Origin of the sequence: Bradyrhizobium sp. STM 3561 (assembly GCF_045571455.1) — a bacterium.
Taxonomy (GTDB): domain Bacteria; phylum Pseudomonadota; class Alphaproteobacteria; order Rhizobiales; family Xanthobacteraceae; genus Bradyrhizobium; species Bradyrhizobium vignae.
Genome location: NZ_CP120695.1, coordinates 1,739,822 through 1,762,113 on the forward strand (window position 1 = coordinate 1,739,822; position 22,292 = coordinate 1,762,113).

Sequence of the window (22,292 nt, forward strand, 5' to 3'; positions counted from 1 at the left end):
CATGCTCACACTTTAACGAATTTGAGTTCGAACGAGAGATCGCCGCACGCGCTGCGGCCAAAGACATAACAATCAAGGGGAGAAGCATCCATGCGTGGGATGAAGCGACTTGCTGCGGCCATTTTTCTGCTGAGTGGTTGCCTTGCAACCACTCTTGCGGCGGCGGATAACTATCCATCGCGCCCGATCCGCCTGGTGCACGGATTTGCCGCGGGCGGTGCGGCCGATGCGCTGTCGCGCATCATCGCCGACGGGCTCTCGAAGAAGCTCGGGCAGCCGATCATCGTCGAGGCGAAGCCCGGCGCGGGCGGCAACATCGCGGCGGATGCGATCGCAAAGGCCGCGCCCGACGGTTACACGATCGGTCTCGTCACCGGGGCGCATGCGATTTCCGCGGCGACCTACAAGAGCCTCGCCTACCAGCCCGCCGAGAGTTTCGAGATGATCTCGACGCTGGTCTATTACGCGCTGGTCATCGCCGTGCGCAACGACTACCCCGCAAAATCGCTCGGCGATCTCATCACCATCGCGAAGGAGAAGCCGGGTGCACTCAGCTTCGGATCGGTCGGCTTCGGCAGCACGCATCATCTCGCCGGGGAGCTGCTGAACGCGGCGGCCGGCGTCGAGATCGTGCACGTGCCGTATCGCGGCGATTCGCAATCCATCACCGCGCTGCTCGGCGGCGAAGTGCCCATCATCGTCGGCACGCCCGTCCTGCTGGCGCCGCAGATCCAGAGTGGTGCGATCCGCGGCCTCGCGGTGACCTCGCCGACGCGCACCGCCCTGCTGCCCGATGTCCCCACGGTTCAGGAAGCCGGCATCAAGGGCTACGACGTGCGCACATGGGCAGGGCTCCTGGCTCCGAAGGGCACGCCGCCTGCGATCATGGCGACGCTCAATGCCGCGACGCTCGAGGTGCTCAGGGACCCCGAGATCAAGCAGCGTCTCGAGACGGCTGTCGGCGGCGAGGTCCGTGGCAGCTCGCCGGCGGAGATGAAGGCGCTGATCGAGACCGAGATCGTCAAATGGACCGGCGTGGTGGAGCGGGCGAAGCTCCCGAAGATCTGATCTGCGAAAGCATGCCCGCCGCTCCGCTATGCGCCCGAACGCACGCTGTCGTCCGGAGCATGCGTCGCCTCACCGTCCGCGCGATTGCGCCGGTGCCTCCTCGGGAATCGCAAAGCACGAGCTCGCGTTGATCTCGCACAGCACGTAGCTGTCGGCGCCGGCCGCATCGACATGGTCTTCCGGTTTCAAGACTGGTGTGGTTCCAAACGAAGCATGAAATTCTTTGTGAGGATTCCCGGGGGAGGGGTGAGTTGACAGCTCGGCCAGCCGGTCTTCTACTCGGCCTGTCGGGGATGTGCGATCTCCCCGTGAGGCGACATGCCCAAGAATCGCGTCCTGATCTTCACCAGGGACGCCGCATGTCATCCGACACCCCGATATCATCCAACACATCATTTCGGCTCGTCAGTCCGGCGCGGCGCGCCGGACTTCTCGATGCGTAACCTTGCGAAACGGACTTCACCTGGGGCGGGGACACAGGAGAACGACCATGCGCACACGGACAATCCTCCACGCTTTCCTCATTCTGGCGCTGACGGGCGGCGCTTCGGCCGCACGCGCGCTGACCCAGGACGAACTCATCGCCAGGATCAAGGCGGCTGGCTACACCGAGGTCAGCGACATCAAGTCGACCGCCGAGGGAACGACCGCCAAGGCGATCAAGAACGGCAAGCAGGTGCGGCTCGTCGTCGACAGTAGCGGCCAGATCAAGGAGCGGAACTGAGACGGCTCCGGAAACCGAATTCAAGCTCAAGGGAAGAGATCAATGCGCAAGACAATCTCGGCGCTGATGGCCATCGGCGCCTGCTTCATCGCGACCGCTCATGCACAGGATGTCGACTGGCAGAAAGTCGATGACGCGCTCGGCCGTAAGCCGGCCGTCACCGGCGATGTGCATCGCTACGGTTTTCCCCGCACCGACCTCACGGTGACGCTCGATGGCGTGACCATCAAGCCGGCGCTGGCGCTCGGCGGCTGGGTCGCGTTCAAGCCGGCCCATGGAGGCGTCATGGCGATGGGCGATCTGGTGCTGCTCGAATCCGAGATCAGCCCGGTCATGACGAAGATGATCGCGAACGGGCTGGAGATCACGGCCGTGCACAACCATCTGCTCGGCGCGAGCCCTGCGACGTTCTACATGCACGTGGCCGGACACGGCGATTCCGTCAGGATCGCGACGGCTCTCAAGGAGGCGCTCGCCGAAAGCAAGACGCCGCTCTCCGTGCCGGCTCCCGCGGCCCCGCCGTCTGCCGTCGATCTCGACACCGCGCAGCTCGACCAGATCATCGGCGTCAAGGGACAGGCCAATGGCGGCGTCTACCAGTTCAACGTGCCCCGCCGTGATCCCGTCACCGAGCAGGGAATGCAGCTGAGCCCGGTCGGGCCGCTGGGGGTTGCGACCGCCATCAACTTCCAGCCGACCGGCGCGGGCAAGGCGGCCATCACCGGCGACTTCGTGCTGACCGGCGACGAGGTCAACCCGGTGATCAAGGCGCTGCGATCGCATGGCATCGCCGTGACGGCGTTGCACAGCCACATGCTGGACGAGCAGCCGCGCCTGTTCTTCATGCATTTCTGGGCCAACGACGATGCGATCAAGCTCGCGAGCGGCGTGCGTGCGGCGCTGGACAAGACGGCCAGCACCAAGAGTTGAGCTCAGGGGAGGGAGCTACGAGGGAGGGGAGCTGCAGACGATGATGCTCGTCGAGCGAGGCGCGTGCTTTACGGAGTCGAAGTCATTCAGAGCATCAATTCAGTGCATGGGCGTGGAGCAAGGCGCCTTATTCGAGCGTTGTCCCGTGCAGCGCCAGGGGTTGCGATCGCTTCTGAACTCGGGTGCTGGTCTGACCCTTTCGTCGAACCGAGGAGGAAACCATGCGCGTTCTTGCAATGACAACGGCAGTTCTGCTGTCCTGTACTGTTGGTCCTTCGCTTGCCGCCGAATTGGAGAAGGCCCCGGCTCAGCCAGGTCCGGCCGCCGCTCCGGTGCTGCCGGATCAAACGCCACGGCAGGCCGAGCAGACCCGGGGGCAGGACAAGAGAGATGCCGAAGACGTCCAGATTGGCCGTGACTGGAAAGCGCAAGGTGGCAACGAAGCCGAGCACATGGGGCGAGCTGAGCCGTCCGGGCAGGATCATCAAACAGTGGGTCGAGATTGGCGGACTCATCCTGACGATCGTGAGCGGCAGTGAGTCGATAGCCGTCCCGCACAATCGCAGGCGCTCGCTGTGGTGCGGACAAGTTCAAGGATCCATTCGTTGGATCAGAGCGGAGCGCGCATCCATTTGACCATCATGATGGTTCGAAGGTGCAATTCCGAAACATTCGCATCAAGTCGGTGGTGCCGGGGTGGTCGACCTGCCTGTCCCGAAAGTCGCTTAGTTTCGTCCGCGCGGTTCGACCACTTCGCCGTCTTCCTTGACGAAGCGGCCGACAGGATTGTCCAGGAGATCGATCACGGCTTCCGACGGCCGGCACAAGCGCGTGCCCTTCGGCGTCACCACGATCGGACGGTTGATGAGAATGGGATGGGCGACCATGAAATCGAGCAGTTGGTCGTCCGTCCATTTTGGGTCATCCAGGCCGAGCTCCTTATAGGGTGTCCCTTTCTCACGCAGCAGCGCGCGGACCGGAATGCCCATTGTCGCGATCAGCTCCTTGAGCTTGTCCCGCGACGGCGGCGTCTTGAGATATTCGACGACGACGGGCTCGGTGCCGCTCTGCCGGATCATCGCCAGCGTGTTGCGCGAGGTGCCGCAGGCGTGGTTGTGATAAATGGTGACGGTCATCGGGTTGTCTCCGTGATTGCGACTGAGGCGGACGCGCGTGAGCGTCCGAGCAGCCAGTTCATCAGCAGCATGCCGGCGAAGGCGCCGCACAGCTCGGCAAGGATGAAGCCGGGCAGGTCGGCGGGACGGATGCCGGAGAACGTGTTTGTCAGCGACCTCGCAATGGCCACGGCCGGATTGGCGAACGAGGTGGAGGCCGTGAACCAATAGGCCGCGGTGATATAGAGGCCCACCAGCCAAGGCACTGCCGTCCGCTGAAACCGGATGCCGGCCAGGATCGTCGCAACCAGCCCGAAGGCGGCCACCGCTTCGGCGAACCATTGCGGCCTTCCGGTTCGAATTTTCGTCGAGAGGTCGAGCAGGGGCAGGGCGAACATCAGATGCGCCGCCACCGTCCCCGCGATGCCGCCGGCGATTTGCGCGATGACATAGAGCGCAGCCTCGTTCGCCGGCAGCTCGCGCTTGCCGGTGAAGACCAGTGTCACGGCGGGATTGAAGTGTGCGCCTGAGACCGGGCCGAGCACCGTGATCAGGACAACCAGAATGGCGCCGGTCGGCAAGCTATTGCAGAGCAGGGCAAGGGCGACGTCCTTGGTCAGCGTTTCCGCCATGATGCCGGAGCCGACCACGGTGGCGACGAGAATGCCCGTGCCGAGCGCTTCGGCGGCGAGGCGCCGCGAGAGAGCGAAATTGTCCATCAGCGGGCTCGCCCTCTGGGTTTCGGTGAGCAGCACGATTGCAGGGTCTCGACGACAGGCTCGCAAACTTCCGGCCGGCCGCCGCAGCAATCGCGCAGCAGGAAGACGGCAACATCACGAAATTCGCCGAGACTGGCGCGATAGATGATCGAGCGGCTGTGCCGCTCCGAAGACACGAGGCGGGCGCGGCTCAGTATCGACAAATGCGCCGACAGCGTGTTTTGCGGGACTTCCAGCAGGCGCGCGAGGTCGCCGGCCGCAAGACCTTCAGGCTCGTGTCTGACCAGCGTCCGGAACGCCTCCAGACGGGTGGGTTGGGACAGCGCGGCGAGTGCCAGGACAGCTTTCTCTATTTCCATATATCTGGAGTTACGGAACTATGGGCGCCGCGTCAACCGGAGATCCGGTCCGGCCATTCATGCGCTTTATCGGTTCGCAGCCGATCGGCTCAGAACCCTGCGCGGCGCCACGAGCCTTGCCAATCCCGGGAAGACCGCAAAAGAGCCGGCGTCATCTTCGGCCGCTACGGTTGCGGAGGAAAGCGGTCGAATGCCGGCAGTTCGTGCGCCCGCTTCATCCAGCGCAGCCGCTCGGCGACCTGGATCTGCATCGTCACAGGCACGGCCTCGGGATCATCGTAAGTCGCGCTCTGGATGTCGACGATACCAGGCATGCTGGCGTTGAAATAGAACAGGCCGGTTCCGCAGTCGGCGCAAAAGTGCCGCCGGACATGTTCCGAAGACCGGTACACCTTCGGCTCGCCCTTCGTCACCTTGACGGCATCCTCCGCGTACATCGTCCAGCCGACGACTGGGGCGCCGGCGTGGAGCCGGCAATCGCGGCAGTGGCACAGCGCGTGGACCATCGCGTCGCCCTGGACCTCATAACGGATTGCGCCGCAGTGACAGCCGCCGGTGATGGTGCTCATGCGTACCTCCGATTCAAGATCGGTTTTTCAAATCGATAGCTCACGACATTTGCGACTGCAACGCGGCGAGTGATTTGCGATTGCGTCCATCTGTCGCCTGACAGCTCCTGCCATCGGAGCCACCCAGACCGCGGGAAATGCAGGGAGGCGCCGCAGTTCCGCGCGCCCGAGCTTGAATGAGTCCCGACGACGCGCTGTGCCGCACGGCTGCGTTTCGGCCAATGCCGGTCAGGATACGATTTCGCACACGGGCGGATGGAGCCTGACAGGCGTGCTTCCCTAACGCTCCTATTGACTCGCATCGCGAATGAGCAAATCCTTCCAACACGCAATTGTCATCGCCCATTTCAGCACGACGAACTTCGGCGCTTCGGCCTTTGTCGGCGCCATCCGACCAAATTATTCTGAACAGAAACGGAGGGGCCCATGCGCGCGCTCGCCTTGAGAACCGTCTCTCTTCTCGCCATCGCGACCCTGGGCTCGATCTCCGCCACACCTGCGGCACGCGCGGAGGACGGGACCGACCAGCAGTTTGGCAAGGTCCACTTCCAGACCTCCTGCAACGAGGTGGCGCAGCGCCGCTTTGACCGCGGGATGCGCTATCAGCACTCGTTCTGGTACCGGCCCGCGAAAGAGATTTTCGAGGAGACATTGCAGGCCGATCCCGACTGCGCGATCGCCTATTGGGGCATTGCCCTGAGCCTGCTGTACAACCCGCATTTTCCCGCCCCGAAGGAAAACCTCGCCGAGGGCCTCGCGGCGCTGCAGAAGGCCAAGGCACTCGGCGCCAAGAGCGAACGCGAACGTGACTATATCGACGCGCTGCTGGCGTTCTATTCGGGCGACGAAAAGACGACGTTTGGCCAGCGCGCGCAGGCCTATCTCAAGGCAACCGAAGCCGTCGCCGCGCGCTATCCCGACGATGACGAGGCGCAGATCGCCTACGCCATCACGCTGAATGTCACGGCCTCACCAAACGACAAGACCTATGCCAACCAGCTCAAGGGCGCGGCCATCCTGGAGCCGATCTTCAAGCGGCAGCCACGGCACCCCGGCGTCGCCCATTATCTGATCCACCTCTACGACTATCCGGCGATTGCCGAGAAAGGCCTCGACGCCGCCAAGCGGTATTCCGAGATCGCGCCGGCGGCGCCGCACGCTTTGCATATGCCGTCGCACATCTTCACGCGCGTCGGCTACTGGAACGAATCCATCGAGGCCAATAGCCGTTCCGCCAAGGCTGCCAAGGAGGGCAAGGATCCCAGCGAGCAGCTGCATGCCGACGACTATATGGTCTACGCCCTGCTCCAGCTTGCGCAGGACAGCCGAGCCCGCGACGTCATCGCGGACATGGTTGCGACCACGGGCTATGCACCTTCCGTGCGCGCCGGTCCCTACGCGATAGCGGCCAGCCAGGCGCGCTATATGGTCGAGCGCGGTGATTGGCAGGGCGCCGCCGCGCTGAAGGTCGAGCCGAGCCGATTTGCCTATGTCGATGCGATCACCTGTTTCGCCCGCGCCCTTGGCGCCGCGCGCTCCGGCAATGCAGACGCAGCAACGGCTGATATCGCCAAGCTGGCGGAGCTGCGCGACAAGCTGCAGCAGGACAAGGACGCCTATTGGGCCGAGATCGTCGACATTCAGCGGCAGGTCGCCACGGCCTGGCAGCTCAATGCCCAAGGGAAACAGGCGGAGGCGTTGGAAGCGATGCGCCTTGCCGCCGATGCCGAAGACAAGACCGAAAAATCCATCGTGACGCCGGGACCGCTTGCCCCGGCACGCGAGCTTTACGGAACCATGCTGCTCGAGCGCGGCATGGCGACAGAAGCATTGGCCGCGTTCGAAAGCACCATGCGCAAGGAGCCGAACCGCTTCGGCGCGACGATCGGCGCCGCTCGCGCCGCCGAGAAGGCGGGTGATGCGGTGAAGGCACGCCAGTACTACGCGAAAGTCGTCGACATGGCGCGCAATGGCGACTCCTCGCGGGAGGACCTCGCGGCGGCGCGAAAGTTCATGGCTCAGAATTAGTAGAAGTGCCGCGACAGCTGCCATGCGCCTGACAAGCAAATTTATTGCGATCAGCGCAGCCGCCGCACTGCTCTGCGCAGCCGCTGCGTTCTGGATATCGCGATCCGGCGAACCGGCCCGCACAACAGCGGCGTCCGGCGATGTCCGCCCGGTGTGGACGGAAACCGACTGGCCTTTCGCCGCAGATCCCTGGGGGAAAGGAAAGGCGTTCCGCTGCAAGGCCGAGGATTGCGGCGGCGAGGTCCAGCTCTACGTTCGCGCCAAGCTCGGCTTCTGCAATTGCGCCACCGGCATCGCCGACGATGGCGACCTCGAGCAAATGGGCGACCTGGCGCTGATCGGCAAGGCAACGCCAATCGCTGCCGGCCGAGAGATCGTCGTCGGTGCGATGCGCGGCCGCAGCCGGGCTTATCGCATCGAGGGACATCGCAATGCCGCGCTCTCACTCGCCTTCAATCAGCGCTGCGACATGGTGGCCGCGACGGCCTTGGTTGGACAGGGCGCGCCCGCGTCACTGGAGCCGGCGGTGCTGGCGTTCCTCAATAGCGACCGCATGTTGAAATGGGCCGAGATCGCGCTTGGGTTATGACGCAAGGCAATTCGGCTTCCGTCGCCCCGAGAACCGCATTCTGATCGAGCTGCCACGACTACGCCTGGGACAAGCCCAAGCGTACGTTGAGACTGCAATTCGCAGAAACTACTGTCGTGCCGCGCCGCTGGCCCCGGGGATTTGCCCCCCGAACTTTGACGGGCCGGTGCCGCTGACGCTCGTCGGCCCGCCGGCCGTCCCATTCGGGTCGGTTCTGGCGGCGGTCCGGCCGGGGCCGTGCATCATGTTCATCGAATTGAACCACCCGTGGTGGTGATGGCGTTTGGCGCTATGGGCCGAGGCATAGCCGGTCGAGCAGGCCAGTAAGATCGCCAAAGTAAGCGTTGCTGTTTTCATCTGTGTTTCCTCTCCAGTTGAGGAAACGGCGTGGGCAAGCGACTTGTTCCAAGCTGGTGCCGCGCCGCTTTCGCCAAGGAATCGGCACCATCCACACCCACGACAGTATCGACTGCGCAAAGCGAGATCTCTGCGAATGGATATTTCGAATGAGGCCGTGATCCGGCGACGGTCGATGCCATCCTGCGTGAGTTGGACGGGGTCGATGTGCTCGTCAACAACGCCGACTTCGGCTTCTACGGTCCAGACCGTATTCATGTGACATAAGGGCGTCCTCGGATGTGTTTGATCGACAGCCGAGGGTCTCACGCCGGAAATGATACGCAGCAGATCGCAGACCATTAGCCGACCTCCACAAGCCGGCTCCGCTAGCTTTCCGGAAGGCGCGGTGGAAGCAAAATCACGGCTGCCAGCGTTCCCAATGCGCACGCCAAGCCAGTGCCCACGAAGGGCCAGAAGTATGCCACAGCTCGATCCGAGGAACTCAGTAGCGCTCCAAACGCCGCGATACCGACGGCAAAGCCCGCTTGTCGCATGACGATGGTCACCGCCGATGCCATGCCGGCTTGCTCACTAGGAACCAAGGCAACGACGACACCGGACAACTGAGGATGTGCCAGGGCGGCGCCGAGTCCGACGACAATCATAGCCAATATCACTGGCCATTGATTTGGGGTGCCGTTGGCTGTCAGCGCCGCAACGAAACCTGCGCTCCCGATGGTCATGATCGCGAGAGCCAATGTGAAATACCATCGCCATCCGAGCGCGGGTACAATTCTGCCCCCGAGCGGTGGCACGAACAACATTGGCAAGGTTGCCGCCAACATGACGATGCCGCCCGTGTCGGCGCTCACGCCAAGGGACGCGCTGAGAAACGGCGGCAGGTAGACGAGCATGGCCCAGTACCCGATCGAAACCGCGGCGAGAAGCACAGCAATCCCAACCATCGCGGGACGCAAAAGACGACTGGGTCGAAGATGGGCTGCGCACGCCTTCTTTGTTGAAGCGCGAAGACGAAAAATAGCACGAGTGCAATGCCACAGCCGACCACGAGCGTCATCCTTGCAGTCCGACCGTAGAGAAGAGCCTCTATCAGCACGAAGAGGGCAGCTGTCAGGATGATCATCCCGACGAAGTCGAGCGGACGAGGTGAAGGCTCCTTTGCTTCGCCAACAAGATGGGGGATGCCCCAGGCCACTAAGACGCAAGCCGGAATATTCGCCAGGAATATCCAACGCCACCCGAGCCAGGACGAGACAATGCCGCCGAGCGTGGGGCCCAATGGAGGGGCTCGTTACTGTTGCGGCGCTTGACCATAGCCGGTGTGAAGGGCTCATCTATGCGGCAACTGGGACGTGTAGATGATGGGGAAGTGGCAGACTATGACTGCTGGGCTTGCATTGATACAGACTAATCCTAAGCGGGAAGCCGATAGAAGGATCTGGCGTGTTGCTGGGCCTGCCATGCTGGCCAACATATCGGGCGCTTTAGTCGGAATCGTCGATATCTGGGCGATCGGTCACCTTGGCAGTGAAGCTCCGTTGGCGGGCCTGGCAGTCGGCACGTTCTTTATGATCAACCTCTATGTGTTGTTCAGCTTCCTCTATATGAGCACCGTTGGTTTTGTGGCCCAATCCTTTGGATTCGGTCGGCGTCGGCAGATTATCGAAGTTACAATGCGCTCCCTCGTCATGGCCGCTGGATTGGGGCTCCTGGTAGCTCTTCTATCTCCCGTACTTCGGGAACTGACCGTGCGTGTCTGGAATCCGTCGCCGGAAGCAGCCGAAGCTGCCAGTACCTATCTCGGAATTCGGATGCTGAGCGCGCCTGCAATCTTCATGAGCATGTCAATTGAAGGCTTTCTGATCGGTACTCAACGGGCGCGAATTTCATTGGGCCTCGATCTTATCCTGAATGCTCTAAATACCTTGCTTACTGTGACTTTTGTCGTCGGGCTGGGATGGGGGGTTGCTGGTGCGGCTACCGGTAACTTGATTGCCGAATGGGGCGCCGCAGCGGCAGGGGTTGCGTGGTTGGTGCGGCTAATTCGTCCCGCCCGTTCGGCAGCCACCGTTCGGCGCGCCGGGTTCTGGCACCTGGCGCATTTCCGCGAGCAAGCGACAGTCAACACTTTCCTTTTTATGCGAACTTTGTGCGTCCAGATCGTGTTTGCGATGATGTCAGTTTGTGGCGCACGCTTGGGTGATGAGGTGTTGGCCGCGAACCACGTTTTGCTCCAACTGGTCTTTGTGGCCACGCTAGCGATCGTTGGGATGAGCAGCGCGACCCAAACCTTGATCGGCGAGGCCACGGGGGCCGGCGACCGTGCTCTCTTTCATTTCTGGTCGGCGCGAACGGCGTTCTGGTCTTTTGTGGTCGCGATGGCCATGACGCTTGTCTACGGTATCGGTGGAGGAGCGATCGTGGCAGCATTTACCAACGTCGAGGGGGTGCTTGCCGCGGCTGAGCGGCAGCTCCACCTCGTCGCTTTGTGGCCAGTGCTAGCGGTGTGGAGCTATCAATTTGACGGGATATTCATCGGGGCAACTTCCGCTAAGCCAATGCTTTGGGGGGCAGCCGCAGGAGCCTTAGTTTTTGTCGTTCTGCAACGGTTGCTCGTAGGTCCGTTAGGCAACGAAGGTTTGTGGATCGCTTTCATCCTGTTTTTCATCACCCGCGGAGTCGTGTTAGTCGCCTGCTACAGAGGCTTAGGTCAAAAGATAGGGCAACCACGAGCTCGCGAGAATGACGTGTCGCGTGTCGCATTCTAGAGTCGGAGAACGGTATCAAGGGCCTGAGGCTACTCCTGGCTCTACCGCAGTTGCAATGACATTCACTGTCCGCTTTCCGCAAAGATACCGATCGGACTGGCTTGGCACGATGAAGCATGCCCCCATGCGGTTAGAGCAGGGAGGCTTGCCGCGTCTACTCGGAAAGGCGAGTTCAATCGCTTCTCGTTCGGTCTACCACCACGAAGATTACGCCATTCAAGTGATGACTGAGAAAGACATCTGCGTAGCTAGAAGCGACTTAGTCGCTTCGAAGCGACAAACAATCTGAAGGAAACAGAGCGCAAATGGAGCGAACTAACGAGCATCGCAACGCTCCTTCACATTATGACCTGCTGCTGACTATGCTCCGTGCTCCCAAATGAAAACACCCGCGACGGATTGCTCCGCGCGGGTGTGACGAACTCTCGATGATGCCAGTATGCCCCTGTTTTGCCCGACGAGTCAAAGGGAGCGTACACGTCCGTCCGGTGGCTTCGTCATCGCCGACCGAAGAACGTAATGATTTCAATGCCCCCGCTACTGTGCATGGGGTTGTTTTCGCAGTTTTTGTCTTGCACTGCCGATATGGCAGCGCTCAACGGCGGCCGCGCGGCGTCTCGGCCTTGGCCGGCGGCTCGGTCTGCGGCGCGCAGGTCGCAGCTGCAAGCGTTGCTTGCGCCTGCTGCATCAGGCTGGGCTCCGGGGCGAGTGCCTTCATCAGGATCAGGCCGGTGGTGCTGGGAGAGTCGATGATCAGGCGGTCGGCTGCGGTGACCTCTTCGTCCTCGGGCAGCTCGTTGTGCTGCGCTTCCGTCATCAGGTCGAGCTCGATCACCTTCTTGCCGGCCGAGCGGTCGTTGATGGCGTAGTAGGCGATCTCGTTACGGGTGTAGAACGACACCGAGGTGTAGGCCTGGCTCACCGGCACGGTGAGCTTGATCGGCCCGCCCGAGAGGTCATAGCGGCAGATCGCCAGCGCAAAGGCCGGGTCCATGAACGGCATCGGCGAATTGTTGGGGTCGGCGAGGGGAAGCTGGGTGACGGCGTTCACCTTCGTCATCGGCGTCAGCCGCGAATAGGCATCCTGCGTGGCGATCCGCGGCAGCGCCAGCACGCTGACGAGATGGACCACGAGGCCCAGCACCACGCCGGCGATGATGGTGAACGCGAGCCGGATCATGAGCAGCCCACCGTGGTGATGCTCGGCATCGGCGCATCGCGCTGGGTGCGCGTCGCAACGCCGACCGGCGTGTCGTAGAGGCGCAGCATCAGCGCGTAGCGCTCGATGCCGCCGGTCGGCAGCCAGTTGCCGGCGCGCGAGCGCGAGGCGATGCGGATCTCGAACGAGCCGTCGGAGGAGCGCACGATCTCCTGGCTGGTGAAGCCGTAGCGGGCAAGCGAGTTGGCGACGAGATGGCCCTTGCGGTCGTACAGCGTCAGCGTCCAGAACCGCGCCGGCGGCGTCACGCCGGAGACGACGACGTCACAGCGGCCGTCGAGCGCCTTCTTCTGGTCGTCGGTGGTGGCGGTGAAGGCGACGCCGTCGCCGGTGCCGATCGGCAGCTCGCCGTTGCGAACGATGGTGGCACGCGAATAGGGGTCGACGTCGGCAGTGCCGGTGCGCGGCCGCGCCGTCCAGGCGCCGATGGTCAGTGCGCCGATCTCGGTGCCGCGCGTCGTCGTCATCCAGGTCGCACCCAAGCCGACCACCGTCGCGAGGAGAAGCGCCGTCAATGTGATCAGGATCAGCCGCACGGGTTTCGATCAGTTCTTGCGCGGAGCGGATGCGTTGGCATTCTCTTCCGCATAATTCTGCGGGAAGGCGAGCGCGCTCGTCGACGAGGCCGGCTTGCTGTCATTTGCCGTCGATTTGTTCGCAGTCTTGGCCGCATCATCAAGCAGCTTCTCGACGCGCACAAGGATGTCGGCGCCGCGCTTGGTCAGTACCGGCGGCGGGCCGGGCTTGGTCTCCAGCACCTTCGGCGCCGCATTGGCTTGCGCGTTGCTCACAGGCTGCGGCGGCAGCTTCTGACCCATGCCGATGCCGGGGATCTCCCGGACCTCGACGCCCTGATGCGCGGCGACCATGATGTCGTGCCAGGTCTGCGCCGGCAGCGAGCCACCGGTCATGCGGTTGGTCGGCGAATAGTCGTCGTTGCCGTACCACACCGCGCAGGTGAAATTGCCGGTGTAGCCGACGAACCAGGCGTCGCGATACGCATTGGTGGTGCCGGTCTTGCCCGCAGTCGGAATGCCGTCGAGCGCCGCGCGTCGCGCGGTGCCTTCGCTGACGACGTGGCTCATCATGCCCGCCATGTCGGCGGCGATGTTCGGCGGAATCGCCTGCTTCGGCTTCGGGCCGTCGCGATCCCACCGCCAGACGAGATCGCCGGCGCCGGTACGCACCTCCAGCACTGTATGCGGCGTCACCGCCTTGCCGCGGTTCGGGAAGGTCGCGTAGGCGACGGCATGCTCGAGCACGGTGACTTCGTCCGAGCCGATCGGCAGCGACGGCGTGTCGGGCAACGGCGCCTTGATGCCGAAGCGGCGGGCGACTTCGACGATCTTGGCGCGGCCGACCTTGGCCGGGTTCGGCGCCTTCGGCTGCTCCCGCCGGCCGATCTCGATCGACAGCTTCACCGGTACGACATTGATCGAGCGCGTGATCGCCTGCGTCAGCGTCACCGAGCCGGAATAGGAATGGCCATAGTTCTGCGGGCACCAATTGCCGATGCAGACCGGGCCGTCGACCACGATCGAGTTGGGCGTGAAGCCGTTCAAGAGCGCCGTGGTGTAGACGTAAGGCTTGAACGACGAGCCGGGCTGGCGATAGGCGTCGGTGGCGCGGTTGAACTGGCTGGCGCCATAGTCGCGGCCGCCGACCATGGCGCGGATGCCGCCATCGAGGTCGGCGACGACGGTCGCCGCTTGCGTTGCGTGATAATCGCGGCCGAACTGGCGCAGCTGGTTCTCGATCGCGTCTTCGGCGGCCTTCTGCACGTTGGTGTCAATCGCGGTGCGGACCACGAAGACGCGCTCGGTGTAGGACTTCGGGAAGGTGTCGACCAGCTTGCGCATCTCGTCGAAGGCATAGTCGAGATAATAGTTCGGCGATGCCTCGTCGCGGCGGTCGACGGCGAAGGCCGGGTTGCGGCGGGCGCCGAACACCTGGCCCTCGGTCATGAAGCCGGCATCGACGAGGTTGTCGAGCACGACGTTGGCGCGGGCGCGGGCGGCGGGCAGGTTGATGTGCGGGGCGTATTTCGTCGGCGCCTTGAACAGGCCGGCGAGCATCGCCGCTTCCGCCAGCGTGACGTCGCGCGCCGACTTGTTGAAGTAGAAATGCGCCGCGCCGTCGACGCCGAAGGTGCCGCCGCCCATATAGGCGCGGTCGAGATAAAGCTTGAGGATCTCGTTCTTGGTCAGGCGCCATTCCAGCCAGACCGCGAGGAAGGCTTCGTTGACCTTGCGCTCGATGGTGCGCTCGTTGCTCAGGAACAGGTTCTTGGCGAGCTGCTGGGTGATCGAGGAGCCGCCCTGGCGCACGCCGCCGGCCTGGGCGTTGGTGACGAGCGCGCGCGCGGTGCCGGCGATGTCGATGCCGAAATGCTCGTAGAAGCGGCGGTCCTCGGTCGCCAGCGTCGCCTTGATCAGAACGTCGGGGAAATCTTCCAGCGGGATCGAGTCGTTGTGCTTGATGCCGCGGCTGCCGATCGGGCTGCCGTAGCGGTCGAGGAACGTCACCGCGAGGTCGGACTTCTTCAGCCAGTCCTCGTCCGCGGTCTCGCGGAAGGCGGGAATGGCGAGGGTGAGCATCACGACCAGGCCGCCGAGCCCGAGGGTTGCCGCCTCAGACAGCGGCTCGATGAACACCCAGCGCTTCCAGCGCCCGACATAGAAGCGGTCCATGAAGGTCGAGTAGCGCTCGTAGAGCTCGCGGATGCCCTTGGCCGAGGAAAACAGCGAGGAGTCGATGCGCGCATCGAGGTCGAGGAAGAAATTCCGGACCCTCTGCTTCCAATGCGGTGGTATGATCTGGCGCACCTAGAACCCTTGAGGCTTGCTTCGAAAGCGTTCAAGCACCCGGCCGGGGCGGCATCGAGACGTCTTGCGGGAATGTTGCGGCAAACCCAAGGCGCCCGGCCAGCATCCGAGGGACTTGCTTTTTCTTCTAGCCGAGCGGGGCCTATAAACCAATGGTCACGCTCGGGATTTTGAACAACAGGTCCAATTGACCCCGGTTCTTTACGGGCTTCAAAGGGGCCTCGCTTGCACCCTTGCCGCCGCGCGCCCTAGATGGGGTTGCCGTAGCTCTTTCGAATTGTTGTTGAGGCGTATGACCGCAGCTCCCAAACGACCTTCCGGCCAGGAAGGATTCTTCTGGAAAACCAAGACGTTGGAAGAGATGTCTGGGGACGAATGGGAGAGCCTGTGCGACGGCTGCGGTCGCTGCTGCCTGAACAAGCTCGAGGACGAGGACACCGGGCATATCTATTTCACCCATATCGGCTGCAAGCTGCTCGATGGTGCCAGCTGCGCCTGCAAGGACTATCCGAATCGTTCCGACAAGGTTCCGGACTGCGTCCGCCTGACCCCGGCCAATGTCCGCACCCTGAACTGGCTGCCGCCGAGCTGCGGCTACAAGCTCGTCGCGGAGGGGCGCGACCTCTATTGGTGGCATCCGCTGGTGTCGGGCGATCCCAACACCGTGCATGAAGCCGGCGTCTCCGTGCGCGGCCGGGTGGAGGGCAGCGAGGAAGAGGTCCCGGACGAGGAGCTCGAGGACCACATCGTGCAATGGCCGGCGACCTTGCCGAAACGGGCCCGCCTGAAGCGACGCCCGAAGGACTGATCCGCCGCGCGATCGGATCACGTCTTCGGGATGGCCCCGGGGCGGGATGCACCCATGCGCCGCGGTGCCTGCCTGGGAAAAGCTTTGCTGTCTACATTGCGCTGCATAGAACGATTCCTTCGCGGCGTTGCGCCGCCACATGACGTCCGATCGAGATGAACAAGTTCGAACGGCAGAGCGCTGCCGACGTCCAAACGTTGCCTGAGGACATCGCCGAAGAGCTGTCCCGCCTTCCCAGCGAAGTGTTGAGCGTCGATGATGCGCCGTCCATCGCGCCGCCGGTGCCGCTGTCACGGGACGAGGTCCGCACCATCGTCATCAGCTTGATGCTGACCATGTTTCTGGCAGCGCTGGACCAGACCATCGTGGCGACTGCGCTGCCGACCATCGGACGCCAGTTTCAGGACGTCTCCAATCTTTCCTGGGTGATCACCGCCTATCTGCTCGCCTCGACTGCGGTCGCGCCGGTGTTCGGCACACTGAGCGACATCTACGGCCGCCGCGTCATGATCATCATCTCGCTCAGCCTGTTCGTCGCGGGCTCGGTGCTGTGCGCGATCGCGCCGAACATGCCGATGCTGATCCTGGCGCGCGGGCTTCAGGGCCTCGGCGGTGGCGGCATCATGCCGGTAGTGCAGACGGTGATCTCCGACGTCGTCAGCCCGCGCGAGCGCGGGCAATACCAAGCCTATTTCTCCAGCGTCTGGATGGTCGGCGGCATCCTCGGCCCGGTCATCGGCGGCGTCTTCGCCGAGCATCTGCACTGGTCGATGATTTTCTGGATCAACCTGCCGCTTGCGGCCGCCGCGCTCGCTCTGCTGCTGCCCAAGATGAGCAAGATCCCGGTGTTCCACCGCAAGCGCAAGGTCGACTGGCTCGGCGGGGTTCTGCTGATGGCTGCCGCCGTCGTCTTCATGCTGGTGCTGACCTGGGGCGGTACGCGCTATGCCTGGCTATCACCGATCGTGCTTGCGATGGTGGGCGCCGCCGTCGCGCTCGCGATGACATTCGTGTGGCACGCCCGGCGCGCCGACGAGCCGTTTCTGCCGCTGCCGTTGCTGACAGGATCGGTGGCGCCTTTCGCGCTGACGGCCGGCGGCTGCGGGTTGGGGGCGATCACCGGCCTCACCGTGCAGCTGCCGCTCTATTACGAGCAGGTCTATCATCTCACCGCCAGCGAGGCGGGGCTTGCCCTGATTCCGCTCGCGGCGGTCTCGACCTGCGGCGCGGCGATTGCCGGCCGCACCATGGCGCGGGCCAAGCACTACAAGCGCGTCGCCATCGTCGGCACGTCCTGGGCTGCGCTGTGCGGATTCGGGCTCACGGTCACCACCTTGCCGCTCTGGGGCCTGCTGTTGCTGATGGCCGCGTTCGCGCTTGGGCTCGGCACGACCTTCCCGGTGTGCGTGGTCTCGTTGCAGAATTCGGTCGCGCGTCCGCAAGTCGGCACCATTACCGGTGCGATGAACTTCTTCCGCTCGCTGATGTCCTCGTTCACGGTCGCCGCGTTCGCAGCGATCCTGCTCATCGCACTCGGTACCGACCTCCCGCTCGCCGGCGAGCATCACGCCGCGGGCGCCGTCGCGATACCCGCCGACGACATGCGGCACGCTTTCCGCTACGTGTTCGGCGCCGCCACCGCGCTGATGACCACCGCTGCGCTGTGCCTGATCGCGATGGAGGAGCGGCCGCTGGCCGGGCCCTCGGTCCAGCAATCCGTCGAGATGGCCGAGTAAGTCTCAGCGGCTTGCGCCCGGGAAGCTGCTCTTCCGCGGCAGCCGGATCGTGAACTCTGTAAACGCGCCGGGCTCCGTCGCGACGTCGATCGTGCCGCCGTGCTGCTTCACGACGATGTCGTGGCTCATCGACAGCCCGAGCCCGGTGCCTTCGCCGGCCGGCTTGGTGGTGAAGAACGGATTGAACATCTTCTCCTTCACCTCGTCCGGAATGCCGGTACCGTTGTCGCGGATGGTGATCTCGATGTGATCGCCGCGATCTCGCGTCGCGGCGATTACCGTCGGCTCGTAGTCGGCGGCCACATCCGCCTTGCGCCTGGTGACCGCGTGGAAGCCGTTCGAGATCAGGTTCAGCAGCACGCGGGTGATCTCCTGCGGAAACACTTCGGCGTGTCCCGCCGCAGGATCGAGCTCGCGCTTCAGCGTCACGTGGAATCCCGGCTTCTCGGCGCGTGCGCCATGATAGGCGAGGTTGAGGCTCTCCTCGACCAGCGCGTTGATGTCGCTCAGCCCATGCTCGCCGCCGCCTTCGCGCGAATGCAGCAGCATGTTCTTGACGATGGAATCGGCGCGGCGGCCGTGCTGCACGACCTTCTGCAGATTGTCCTTCAGAAGCCCCGTCAGCTCGTCGACCTCCGCGCGGAGATCGCCTGCGAGGGGGACCGGCGCGAGCACCTCGTTCAGCTCCGCAGTCAGCTCGGCGGAGAGCGATGCGAAATTATTGACGAAGTTGAGCGGGTTCTTGATCTCATGGGCAATGCCGGCAGTGAGCTGGCCGAGCGAGGCCAGCTTCTCGGTCTGAATCAGCCGGTCTTGTGCTGCGCGCAGATCATCGAGCGATTTGGCAAGCTCGCTGGTGCGGTCCTGCACCTCGTTGAACAGGCGGGTGTTCTCGACCGCGATCACGGCCTGGTCGGCAAAGGTCTTGAGCAGGTTGATCGCCTTGTGGGGGAAATGCCCGGGCTCCCGCCGCGTGACGGCGATGGTGCCGATCGTGACGCCGTCGCGCAGCATCGGCACCACCAGGATGCTGCGATAGCCACGCGTCCGTGCCAGCTCCTTCATGGCCTCGGTGAGATCAGGCTCGTTCTGCATGTCGCTGCGGAAGGCATACTCGCCGCTCCGCGCCACCCGGCTGTGAATGCCTGACGAAGATAGCGGCGTCGGGAAGGAGCTGAGCAGATCGGCATTGCCGGCTTCGTTGTCGGTGGTGAAGGCGGCCAGATGCAGCATACCGTCAATGACGCGAGTGACGGTAGAGGAGTGCCCGCCGATCAGCGCCTTGGCGCTGTCGGAGATGGCCTGGAACACCGGCGTGACATCCGACGGTGAGGCCGCGATCACCTTGAGGATGTCGGCGGTCGCGGTCTGACGTTCCAGTGCCTCCCTGGTCGCGTTGAACAGGCTGACATTCTTGATCGCGATCACGGCCTGGTCCGCGAAGGTCTGCAGCAGCCGCACGTGATGCTCGGCGAACGCGCCGGTCGCGCGGCGCGTGGCGATGATGATGCCGATGGCCTCGCCCTCGCTCATGAGCGGCGTGAACAGCATGCTGCGATAGCCTCGGGCACGCGCGATGTCGCGCGCGGCCGGCTCGAGCTCGGTGTCGGGAAGTTGCGCGGCGGCGCCATTGGCCACGAGCTGGTAGGGCGGGAACTGTGTGAACGGCACCGGGAAGGAAGCCTGGAGCACGCGATCGCCGGCCGGATCGGTCGGCGTGAATGCCGCAAGGTGCGCGGCACCGTCGGTATAGCGCAGCACCGCGGTGGAGAAGCCGCCGATCAGCCGGTTGGCATTGGTGGCGATGGCATCGAACACCGGCTGCACGTCGGACGGGGAGGCCGCCATCACCTTCAGGATCTCCGCAGTGGCGATCTGGCGTTCGAGCGTTTCCTTGGTCTCGTTGAACAGTCGCGCATTCTCGATCGCGATCACGGCCTGGTCGGCGAAGGTCTGGAGGAGTTGTACGAGGTCGGCCGCGAACGCGCCCGGCTCGGCGCGCGTGACGCTGATCATGCCGACCGGCGTGCCCCGGTTCATCAGCGGCATGAACAGCACGCTGCGGAAGCCGCGCAGCCGCGCCAACTCCCGGTTCAGCTCCGGGACGTCAGCGGCCTCGCTGTCGGGAAACTGGATCGTCTCGCCGCCACGCACCAGCGCAAAGGTCGGGAAGTCCGCGATCTTGCGCGGGAACGACGCCTTGAGCCTTTCGTCCGCCTCCGCGTTGGTCGGCGTGAACGCCACGAGATGCAGCTCGTCGGCGATGAATTGAAGCACGGTGGCGGAGAAGCCGCCGAGCAGGCGCTTCGAGCTGGACGCAATCGCCGCAAAGACCGGCCGGGCGTCGGAGGGCGACGCCGCGATGGTGCGCAAAATCTCGGCGCTTGCGCTCTGGCGATCGCGTGCAATCGCAAGCTCACTGCGCAGCTGCGCATTCTCGGCTGCGGCCGACTGCAATCGGCGCTCGAGTTCCTCGATTTCGTTCGAAGGGGTGGTCATTCCTCATCCGGCTTGATGCCGCGACATGCGCGGCACCGGGCCGGATTATCACATCTTCTGTGGCTGGAGCCAGCGCCAGTGGTCTTGCCATTGGGGGCCCTGCCGACCTCACGTCCCCGGCCGTGACACCTCGGTCTCCTTGCTGGTGATGAACTCCAGTAGCACCGGCACGCCTTCCCTTGTCTTCTGGATACCCCGCTTGATGGCGGGCACGATGTCCTCTGGCCTCTCCACCCGCTCGCCATAGCCGCCGAAGGCGCGTGCCATCGCGGCGTAGTCGCCGGAAATGTCGGTCGAGCGATACTTTTCGGTCGAGACCGGCATCACCTTCAACTCGATCGCCATCGAGAAATTGTTGAGCAGGATCGACATGATCGGGATGCGTTCGCGCACCGCGGTCTCGAAATCCATGCCGGTGAAGCCAATCGCCGCATCGCCCCAGACGTTGATGCAGAGCTTGTCGGGTCTTGCCAGCTTGGCGCCCATCGCCAGCCCAAGGCCATAACCGAGCTGCGTCGTCTTGCCCCAGCCGAGATAGGTGAGGGGCTCGACCGCCTTCCAGAACGGCGAGAGCTGGTCGCGCGGGCTGCCGGCGTCATGCGTGATGATGGTGTTGTGGATGTCGACGGTGTGCTGCAAGTCCCAGAGTACGCGATAGGGGCTGAGCGGCACGTCGTTGCTGGCCAGCTTCGGCATCCATTTCGCCAGCCACTCCTTGTGCGAGGCCGCGATCTCGGCCGCGACCGCCGAGGCATCGCGATCCGCGGTGACGGTCTTGCCGATCTCCTCCAGCAGCGCGTCGAGCACGAGCCCGGCGTCGCCGACGAGGCCGATCTTGGCTTCCACATCCTTGTTGAGATGATTGGGATCGAGCGTGGAATGGATGATGGTCTTGCCCTTCGGCATCGCGACGCCGAAATTGGTCTCGGTGAAGGAGCAGCCGATGCCGAAGATGACGTCGGCCTCGCTCAGAAACTTCGGCACTGCCCGCGGCACGGCGAGCCCACCCGAGCCGAGCGAGAGCGGATGCGTTTCCGGAAACGATGATTTTCCGCCGAGGCTGGTGGTGACGGGGATCGCCAGCCGCTCGGCGAGCCGTTTCAGCTGCGGCCAGGCCTGCGCGTAGTGCACGCCCTGGCCGGCATAGATCACCGGCCGCTTTGCATTCACGAGCAGGCCTGCTGCTTCCTTGACGTGAACAGGATCGGCGCCGTAGCGGGTGCGCAGCACCGGCGTGTAGTTCAGCGGCTCCGGCACTTCCTCGTTCCACATGTCCGAGGGAATTTCGACGATGACCGGCCCGCCGCGTCCGTTCTTCAGTTTCGTGAAGGCCCGGCGGAAAATGTTGGCGACCTCAGTCGCGAGGATGATCGGCTCGGACGATTTCGCAAACGGCTTCATCGCCTCGCTGGAATTGAAGTTCGGCTCGATATGCGACAGCCTGCGCTGATAGCCCATCGGCAGCACCAGCACGGGCACGGATTCGCCGAAGCACTGCGCGACGCCGCCCATCGCATTCTCGGCGCCCGGCCCATGCTGCATGCAGAACGCGCCGATGCTGCGCCCCGACGTCACCCGCGAGATCGCATCCGCCATGTGAATGCCGACGCGCTCCTGCCGCACCATCACGGGGCGGATCTCGGCCTTGGCCGCATGCTCGATGAGATGGTTGACCGGATAGCCGCAGAGGATCTCGATCCCCTCGCGCCTCATGATTTCCGCAATGGCGGTGCCGAGCTTCATGGCGTCTCTCCCTGGCAAGGCCGGTTGATCCGGCCGATTGCAGGAGAGAGGATCAGGAAATGTTGGAGCGGTAAAGCGCGTGCAGCTAGCGCTGCGGTAGGGCTGCCATGCAACAAGTTGCCGAATCCCGGGGGAGCGCAGCCCAATCTCGGACGATGTTATCCGCGGAGCAGCTCGCCGGAGTTCGCTGCGGTCCATTCCGTTAAGAGCTTGCCATTTGCCGATCGGCTTCG

General features: G+C 63.8%; 20 protein-coding genes. 9 read left to right on the plus strand and 11 right to left on the minus strand.

Annotation, left to right across the window (positions count from 1 at the left end):
- Positions 1-90 precede the first annotated feature (90 nt).
- From P6U28_RS07850 to P6U28_RS07865, 4 genes are all read left to right on the plus strand, one after another.
- Positions 91-1,068: a tripartite tricarboxylate transporter substrate binding protein gene (locus tag P6U28_RS07850; protein WP_122404134.1), complete on the plus strand. Its 978-nt coding sequence runs from the start codon at positions 91-93 to the stop codon at positions 1,066-1,068.
- 490 nt (positions 1,069-1,558) lie between these two features.
- On the plus strand, positions 1,559-1,792 hold the full coding sequence (locus P6U28_RS07855; RefSeq protein WP_122404133.1) for a hypothetical protein: 234 nt from the start codon (positions 1,559-1,561) through the stop codon (positions 1,790-1,792).
- Between the two features lie 42 nt (positions 1,793-1,834).
- Complete coding sequence (locus P6U28_RS07860) at positions 1,835-2,722, plus strand: DUF1259 domain-containing protein (RefSeq protein ID WP_122404132.1); 888 nt, start codon at positions 1,835-1,837, stop codon at positions 2,720-2,722.
- Positions 2,723-2,943: 221 nt separating this feature from the next.
- A complete protein-coding gene (locus P6U28_RS07865; protein ID WP_181956122.1) occupies positions 2,944-3,261 on the plus strand; it encodes a hypothetical protein in 318 nt (105 codons plus the stop codon).
- A gap of 186 nt (positions 3,262-3,447) precedes the next feature.
- Here P6U28_RS07865 and arsC read toward each other — a convergent pair whose 3' ends face one another.
- The 4 genes from arsC to P6U28_RS07885 form a co-directional block, all read right to left on the minus strand.
- Positions 3,448-3,858: an arsenate reductase (glutaredoxin) gene (arsC, locus tag P6U28_RS07870; protein ID WP_122404131.1), complete on the minus strand. Its 411-nt coding sequence runs from the start codon at positions 3,856-3,858 to the stop codon at positions 3,448-3,450.
- Positions 3,855-4,556, minus strand: coding sequence for an MIP/aquaporin family protein (locus P6U28_RS07875; protein WP_122404130.1), 702 nt, complete (start codon positions 4,554-4,556; stop codon positions 3,855-3,857). Before P6U28_RS07875 ends, arsC begins: the two co-directional genes overlap by 4 nt.
- Positions 4,556-4,915 (minus strand): helix-turn-helix transcriptional regulator, encoded by a 360-nt coding sequence (locus P6U28_RS07880; RefSeq protein ID WP_122404129.1) that lies wholly within the window; start codon positions 4,913-4,915, stop codon positions 4,556-4,558. The genes P6U28_RS07875 and P6U28_RS07880 overlap by 1 nt, the downstream gene beginning before the upstream one ends.
- 164 nt (positions 4,916-5,079) lie before the next feature.
- On the minus strand, positions 5,080-5,484 hold the full coding sequence (locus P6U28_RS07885) for a GFA family protein (RefSeq protein WP_122404128.1): 405 nt from the start codon (positions 5,482-5,484) through the stop codon (positions 5,080-5,082).
- Between the two features lie 426 nt (positions 5,485-5,910).
- Between P6U28_RS07885 and P6U28_RS07890 the strand changes: the two genes are divergently transcribed.
- Positions 5,911-7,512 carry a hypothetical protein gene (locus P6U28_RS07890; RefSeq protein ID WP_122404127.1) on the plus strand — a complete coding sequence of 534 codons (1,602 nt, stop codon included), beginning with the start codon at positions 5,911-5,913 and terminating at the stop codon, positions 7,510-7,512.
- A 22-nt stretch (positions 7,513-7,534) separates the two neighbouring features.
- Positions 7,535-8,101 carry a hypothetical protein gene (locus tag P6U28_RS07895; protein WP_122404126.1) on the plus strand — a complete coding sequence of 189 codons (567 nt, stop codon included), beginning with the start codon at positions 7,535-7,537 and terminating at the stop codon, positions 8,099-8,101.
- Between the two features lie 108 nt (positions 8,102-8,209).
- Here the strand turns inward: P6U28_RS07895 and P6U28_RS07900 are convergent, their stop codons facing one another.
- Entirely contained in the window at positions 8,210-8,716 is a 507-nt protein-coding gene (locus P6U28_RS07900) for a hypothetical protein (RefSeq protein WP_209294332.1), read from the minus strand.
- 110 nt (positions 8,717-8,826) lie between these two features.
- Complete coding sequence (locus tag P6U28_RS07905) at positions 8,827-9,795, minus strand: MFS transporter (protein WP_407122013.1); 969 nt, start codon at positions 9,793-9,795, stop codon at positions 8,827-8,829.
- A 126-nt stretch (positions 9,796-9,921) separates the two neighbouring features.
- Here P6U28_RS07905 and P6U28_RS07910 point away from each other — a divergent pair, with 126 nt between their 5' ends.
- A complete protein-coding gene (locus P6U28_RS07910; RefSeq protein ID WP_407122015.1) occupies positions 9,922-11,229 on the plus strand; it encodes an MATE family efflux transporter in 1,308 nt (435 codons plus the stop codon).
- Positions 11,230-11,824: 595 nt separating this feature from the next.
- On the opposite strand, the gene P6U28_RS07915 is transcribed toward P6U28_RS07910, so the two are convergent.
- Genes P6U28_RS07915 through P6U28_RS07925 form a run of 3 tightly spaced genes read right to left on the minus strand, consistent with a single transcriptional unit; the run spans position 11,825 to position 15,273 of the window.
- Positions 11,825-12,409, minus strand: coding sequence for a DUF1254 domain-containing protein (locus P6U28_RS07915; RefSeq protein ID WP_122404121.1), 585 nt, complete (start codon positions 12,407-12,409; stop codon positions 11,825-11,827).
- Positions 12,406-12,984: a DUF1214 domain-containing protein gene (locus P6U28_RS07920; protein WP_122404120.1), complete on the minus strand. Its 579-nt coding sequence runs from the start codon at positions 12,982-12,984 to the stop codon at positions 12,406-12,408. Before P6U28_RS07920 ends, P6U28_RS07915 begins: the two co-directional genes overlap by 4 nt.
- Before the next feature lie 9 nt (positions 12,985-12,993).
- Complete coding sequence (locus tag P6U28_RS07925; RefSeq protein ID WP_122404119.1) at positions 12,994-15,273, minus strand: transglycosylase domain-containing protein; 2,280 nt, start codon at positions 15,271-15,273, stop codon at positions 12,994-12,996.
- A 292-nt stretch (positions 15,274-15,565) separates the two neighbouring features.
- Between P6U28_RS07925 and P6U28_RS07930 the strand changes: the two genes are divergently transcribed.
- Both P6U28_RS07930 and P6U28_RS07935 read left to right on the plus strand, forming a co-directional pair.
- On the plus strand, positions 15,566-16,081 hold the full coding sequence (locus tag P6U28_RS07930) for a YcgN family cysteine cluster protein (RefSeq protein ID WP_122404118.1): 516 nt from the start codon (positions 15,566-15,568) through the stop codon (positions 16,079-16,081).
- 155 nt (positions 16,082-16,236) lie between these two features.
- Positions 16,237-17,817, plus strand: a complete 1,581-nt coding sequence (locus tag P6U28_RS07935) for an MDR family MFS transporter (protein WP_122404117.1) — start codon at positions 16,237-16,239, stop codon at positions 17,815-17,817.
- A gap of 3 nt (positions 17,818-17,820) precedes the next feature.
- On the opposite strand, the gene P6U28_RS07940 is transcribed toward P6U28_RS07935, so the two are convergent.
- Complete coding sequence (locus P6U28_RS07940) at positions 17,821-20,316, minus strand: GAF domain-containing protein (RefSeq protein WP_122404116.1); 2,496 nt, start codon at positions 20,314-20,316, stop codon at positions 17,821-17,823.
- Positions 20,317-20,424: 108 nt separating this feature from the next.
- Positions 20,425-22,257, minus strand: a complete 1,833-nt coding sequence (locus P6U28_RS07945) for a thiamine pyrophosphate-requiring protein (protein ID WP_283809895.1) — start codon at positions 22,255-22,257, stop codon at positions 20,425-20,427.
- Positions 22,258-22,292 lie beyond the last annotated feature (35 nt).